The 5,280-nt window shown below is 67.3% G+C and carries 4 protein-coding genes and 1 pseudogene; all 5 read right to left on the reverse strand.

Going from position 1 to position 5,280, the window contains the following annotated elements; all coding sequences use genetic code 11:
* On the reverse strand, positions 1 to 508 hold a 508-nt coding region (locus tag A5659_RS13690), incomplete at its 3' end, for a mammalian cell entry protein (protein ID WP_067181819.1).
* A complete protein-coding gene (locus A5659_RS13695; RefSeq protein ID WP_066866227.1) occupies positions 508 to 2,235 on the reverse strand; it encodes a virulence factor Mce family protein in 1,728 nt (575 codons plus the stop codon). The genes A5659_RS13695 and A5659_RS13690, both read right to left, overlap by 1 nt.
* A gap of 13 nt (positions 2,236 to 2,248) precedes the next feature.
* A complete protein-coding gene (locus A5659_RS13700; RefSeq protein WP_066881026.1) occupies positions 2,249 to 3,403 on the reverse strand; it encodes a virulence factor Mce family protein in 1,155 nt (384 codons plus the stop codon).
* Positions 3,400 to 4,839, reverse strand: a complete 1,440-nt coding sequence (locus A5659_RS13705) for a virulence factor Mce family protein (protein ID WP_156749193.1) — start codon at positions 4,837 to 4,839, stop codon at positions 3,400 to 3,402. The genes A5659_RS13700 and A5659_RS13705 overlap by 4 nt, the downstream gene beginning before the upstream one ends.
* Positions 4,839 to 5,280 (reverse strand): annotated as a pseudogene (locus A5659_RS13710) (mammalian cell entry protein); the annotation flags it as partial. The pseudogene A5659_RS13710 and the gene A5659_RS13705, both read right to left, overlap by 1 nt.

Here is a 5,280-nt window from a genome sequence, read left to right on the forward strand (position 1 = left end):
CGGCTTCCGATGTCGCATTGGTGGAGCGGAAGAGCGCCTTGAGGTTTTCGGCGTTGTTGTTGGCGCCGAGCATGCCGCGCAGCGGGCCGCTGGTGCCGTTGATGAACCGGTTCACGCTTTCGTCGATGTTGTCCTGCTTGTAGCTGAACATGTTGACCACCGTCTGCGTGGCGGTGTCGACGAAACGCTGATCGCGCGCCTGCGCCGTGGTGGCGTGGCGCTGCGAAACGAGCAGCGCCGCCACACAACCGGCCAGCACACCGACCGCCAGCAGTGCGGCCGCGAACGAGATCCACGCCACCAGGGCACGGTGCGGCTGCCGGCGCGGTGGCGGCTTGATGGACTTGAGGGCCTTGACGGGTTTGGGCGTCGGCTTCGCCGCGGGCGCAACGTCGGTGTGGACCGTGACGTCCTGGGCCGAATCACCCTTGGCCGGACCCGCCGCGCGGGAGGCCCGACGGCGCACCCGTGGTTTGTTCGTTTGTTCGTCTGCCACGGCAGTGTCCATTACATCGGCCTTGGATCAAGCATGAGGTCCACCCAGTTCTCGGCGCCGGAGGTACCGGTGGCGCCGGCCGCGAAGATACCAGTGCCACCGGCCGGATCGACAAACGCGCCGGTCTTCTCGTCGTAGGTCGCGTATGCCGGCGGCCCGCTGGCCTGGGGTTGCCCACCGGGCGGCGGGCCCCACGGCTTCTCCGGTCCCGGGCCCGCCGGCGGCGGGCTGATGCCCTCCGGCGCGGGCGGCGGGGGCAGCCACTTCGGGTACGGAAGCTGCGGCGGCACCGGCGGCACCCCGGGCGGCTGCCAGGACGTGAACGGCGGTGGCGGCCCGTTGTCGTTGGGCGGCGGCGGAGCGAAGGCCGGCTGCTTGTTGGGCAACGGACCCGGGCCGGGCACCACACCCGGCGGCGGCGGCCCGACGATGGGTGTTCCCGGATCGGGCTCAGCGCCCGGCGGGATGTACGGGAACTTGTTGGGCGGCAACACGTTCAGCCCGTTGGTCACCGGGGTGTCGTAGGGCACCGGCGGACCGCGCCACGGGTTGCGGCCGATCGGCACGTAGCCCTTCGGGTCGCGACAGAGCTGGATGGTCGGTGCGCGTTTGCCGGGGAATTCCTGGCACGGGTAGTTGCGGGCGCCACGCACGGTGCTGGGATCGTTTTGCGCGGTCTTGCAGTACATGTCCTTCGGCAGCTCGCGCACCGTCTCGTCGGCCGGGGTGCGCATCAACGGCGGCGGCAGGAAGCCGACAGCGCATGGCGGCGGGTCGTTGAGGTCGAGCTTGAAGTCCAGCTTTCCACCCTCGTCGATGGGGGGACCACCCGCCATCGTGATGATCGCGGCGAACAGCGCCGGCAGGACCACCAGCAGCTGCTCGATCGACTTGTGGTAGATCACGCCCACCCGGCCCAGGTTGGCCAGGCTGGCGGCCAGCGCCGGGAAAGAGGGACGGATGCCGGAGAACGCGGTGCTCGCCTCGTCGGTGGCGCCGGGGGCGGTCGCCAGCGTGTCGCGCAACTGCGGGTCGGCCTGACGCACCTCGGAGGTGAACCGCGCCAGCCCGTCGGACAGCGACTTGATGTCCGCGCCGGCGCGGATCTGCGCCTGCAGGAACGGGCCGGCCTGGTCGATCAACTGCGAGACTTGCGGATAGTTTGCGTTGGCCTCGTCCACCAGCAGCCTGGCGGACTCGAACAGCCGGGCCATCTCGGGACCCGATCCGTTGGCGGCGACGAACGTCTCGTGCAGCAGCTCACGCAACCGGGTATCGCCCAGGCTGTTGACCAAGGTCTCGGAGCGCTTCAGCAGGTCGGCGACGTCCTGGCCGATCCGGGTGTTCTTGCGCTCGATGCGAGAACCGTTGACCAGCTTGCTCAATGCCGGTGAACTGGGCGGCACCAGGTCGATGTACTGCTCGCCCACGGCGGACACACTTTTGACGGTCGCGGTGACGTTCGACGGGATGGCGGTCCCGCTGTTCAGCCGCATGTCGGCGATGACGCCGTTGGGGCTCAGCCCCACCGACTCGACCCGGCCGACGGCCACGCCGCGGTAGGTGACGTTGGCGTTCTTGTACAGGCCGCCCCCGGCAACGAAATCGGCGCTCACTCCGTAGGTTCCGATGCCGAACGTCGCGGGCAACCGCAGGTAGAAGATCGCCATCACGGTCAAGGTGATGACGGTGATCACCGCGAAAATCACCAGCTGGATCTTGGTCAGTCTGTCGTGCATCTGCGCCCGCCCCCTAGTGTCCCGAAGCCGTGCCGGGCGGAATCTTGAACGGGTCCGCGGCCTGTCCGGACAGGTTGGCCAGTTCGCCGGTCAAGAAGTCGGGCGGATTGAGGATCTCGTTCATGTGGGCCATGTTCGGGTCGAAATACGCCGTGGTGAAGAACGTTTCGCCCAGCCGGCGCAGGGTGAGGTCGAAGGTGGTGAACACGTTGAGGTAGTCACCGCGCACGGCCTGCTTGATGCCGTAGTTGGGGAACGGGAACGTCAGCAGGATCTGCAGCGAGGTGACCAGGTTTTTCCGGTTGTCGTTGAGCGCCTTGACGACCGAGTACAGGTCCTTCATGTCGGCGGCGAAGTCCACCTTGGTCTTAGCCAGGATGTGGGAGGTGACGTTCGCCAGTTTGTGCAGCGCGCTAAACGCCTCGACGATGTGATCGCGGTTCTTGTTGAGCACGCGAATGGCCTCGGGCAGCGTGTCGAGCGCCCGGCCCAGGTTGTCCTTATCGTGCGCCAGGTTGGCCGAGAATCGGTTCAACCCGTCGACCGCTTCGATGATGTCGTTGACCTGGCGGTTGAGCCCCGAGGTCAGTTCCGCGAGCCTGGGGACCAGGTCGACGAACTGGTCCTGCCGGCCGGCGACGGCCCGGTAGGTCTCGTCGGTGATCTCTTCCAGCGCACCGACGTTTCCCTTGTTCACCACCACGCCCAGCGCCGAGAGCACCTCTTCGGTGGTGGGATAGCGGCCGGTGTTGGCCTCCGCGATCTTCGACCCGTCCTTGAGCTTGCCAACGGCCGGCTTGTCCTTGGGACGCGCCAAGTCGATGTGCATCGAACCGAGCAGCGATGTCTGGGCGACCGTCGCGGTCGAGTTTGCGGGCAGCACCACGTTTTTGTCCAGCGCCAATTTGACCGCGGCATAGAACGATCCGTCGGCCCGCTGTTCGGCCGCGATGCCGGCGACGCTGCCGACGGTGACGTCGTCCACCATGACCGGAGAGTTCTGCGGCAGGGTCGCCACGTCGGGCAGCTCGACGGTGATCGAATAGGCGCCGCTGCCGTGGCCGGCGGTGCCCGGCATCGCCAGCGAGTTCAGCCCGCTGAATTGGCAGCCGGCCAGCAGCACGCTGCCCGTCGCCAATCCGCCTGCGCGCAACCACATCCGGTTCATCCGCCACCACCCAAGCCGGCCGCCGGCCCGTTGGGCGCCTGGCCCGGAGGCGGGCCCGGCAGCGGACCGAAGGCGCTTCCGGCGGCGGGGCCAGGAGCTGGAGCGGCACCGGGCGGCGCCGGCTGGCCCGGCGCGGGAGCGGCCTGCGGGGCCGACGGGACCAGCAGGGCCTGCAGGTCCGCCGGGTTCTGGGCGTCCGGCGGCGTCTGGGTGCCCTTGGCCGGAATCCAGGTCAGCTGTGGCACCGGCGTCGCCGACTTGGCCTGGGTTTCGGGGGTGTCGTAGATGATCTGGCCCTTGTACGCCGTAATCGTGTTGAGCGGGTGGAACATCAGCGGCGGGTAGTTCACGGTGAGCCGGCGCAGCACCGGACCGAGCCGCTCACGGCAGAGCTCGGCGCGCTTGAAGTAGTCGGGCGCCCTGGGCCCGGCGGCGGTCTCGAAGGAGCCACCGCAGATGAACTGCACGGGGTTGGCGAATTCCGGTATCGACAGCAGGCCGTTGAGGGTGCCCTGCGCGGGGTCGTAGATGTTGTAGAAGTTGGCGATACCCGGGCCCGCCACGTGCAACACCTGCTCGATGTTGTCACTCTGGTCGCTCAATGTCTTCGCGAAATCGTTGAGGTTGTTGACCGTATCGACGATCGTGGAGTTGTTCTCGTGCAGGAAGCCCCGGATGTCCGACAGCGCCTTGTTCAAAGTGCCCAGGGTGGTGTCGAGGTGGCGCGAGCTGTCGGCGAGCACCTGAGACACCGAGGCGACGTTGCCGGCGAACTGAACGATCTGCTCGTTACTGGACGAGAGCGCGTTGACGAGCACCTGCAGGTTTTTCACCGTGCCGAAGATGTCGCCGCGCGAATCCCCAAGGCGCCCAGCGGCTTGCGAGAGCTCGCGCAGGGCGTTGTGGAACGACTGGCCCTTGCCGTCGAAGGTGTCCGCGGCCTGGTTGATCGCCGAGCCCAACGGTCCTTGCAGGGATCCGGCCGTCGGACCGAGCTGGACGGCCAGCTGGGTCAGCGACTCCTTGACCTCGTCCCATTCCACCGGGACGGCGGTGCGGCCCAGGCCGATGCTGGCGCCGTCGGCCATCTCGGCCCCGCCGGTGTACGCCGGCGTCAACTGAATGAACCTGGCGGCCACCAGGTTTGGCGACATGATGATCGCCTTGGCGTCCTTGGGGACCTTCACGTCCTTGGAGACGGCCATGGTGATCTTGACGTCGGAGGGCCGCGGCTCGATCGTGTCGATGGTCCCGACCGGGACACCGAGGATGCGCACCTGATCGCCGGGATACAGGCCGACGGCAGAGGTGAAGTAGCCGATGATCTTGCGGTTCTTCTCCTGCGACGACAGCACATACACGCCACCCACCAGCACCGCGACCAGCGCGATGATGGTGGCGTAGCGCAGCCCCCGGCTACGGATGATCCGCTGCATCACGGCGCTTTCGGCCTGATCGTCCAGCGTTCCTGAATCAGGCCGCGCAGGTAGTCGGCGAGGCTGGCAGGCATCTTGCCGGGCTGGTAGAAGAAGTCGAACATGGTGGCGAGCAGTGGCGCCGGGATCACGCCGTAGACGTTGACGTTGAATCCGGGACCCGAACCGACGACCTCACCCAGCTCGGTGGCGTAAGTCGGCAACCGCTTGAGCGCCTCGGTGATGTAGTCGCGGCGCTCGTTGAGGTTGGACAGCACGTCGTTGAGCTTGCCCAGCGCGGGACCGAACTCCTTGCGGTTGTCGGCGACGAAACCGGAAATCTGCGTCGAGAGATCCTGGATCCCCGAGATCAGCTGGGCCAGGGAGTCACGGCGTTCGTCGAGGGCGGCGAACAACTCGTTGCCGTCGTCGACCAGCTTGTTGACCTGCTCGGCGCGCTGG

The organism is Mycobacterium sp. 1165196.3, from assembly GCF_001673415.1.
Taxonomy (GTDB): Bacteria; Actinomycetota; Actinomycetes; order Mycobacteriales; family Mycobacteriaceae; genus Mycobacterium; species Mycobacterium europaeum_A.

Excerpts from the sequence above, each read along its gene's own strand:
- A5659_RS13695 (WP_066866227.1), bottom strand. The coding sequence starts at position 2,235 with ATGCACGACAGACTGACCAAGATCCAGCTGGTGATTTTCGCGGTGATC.
- A5659_RS13700 (WP_066881026.1), bottom strand. The coding sequence starts at position 3,403 with ATGAACCGGATGTGGTTGCGCGCAGGCGGATTGGCGACGGGCAGCGTG.
- A5659_RS13705 (WP_156749193.1), bottom strand. The coding sequence starts at position 4,839 with ATGCAGCGGATCATCCGTAGCCGGGGGCTGCGCTACGCCACCATCATC.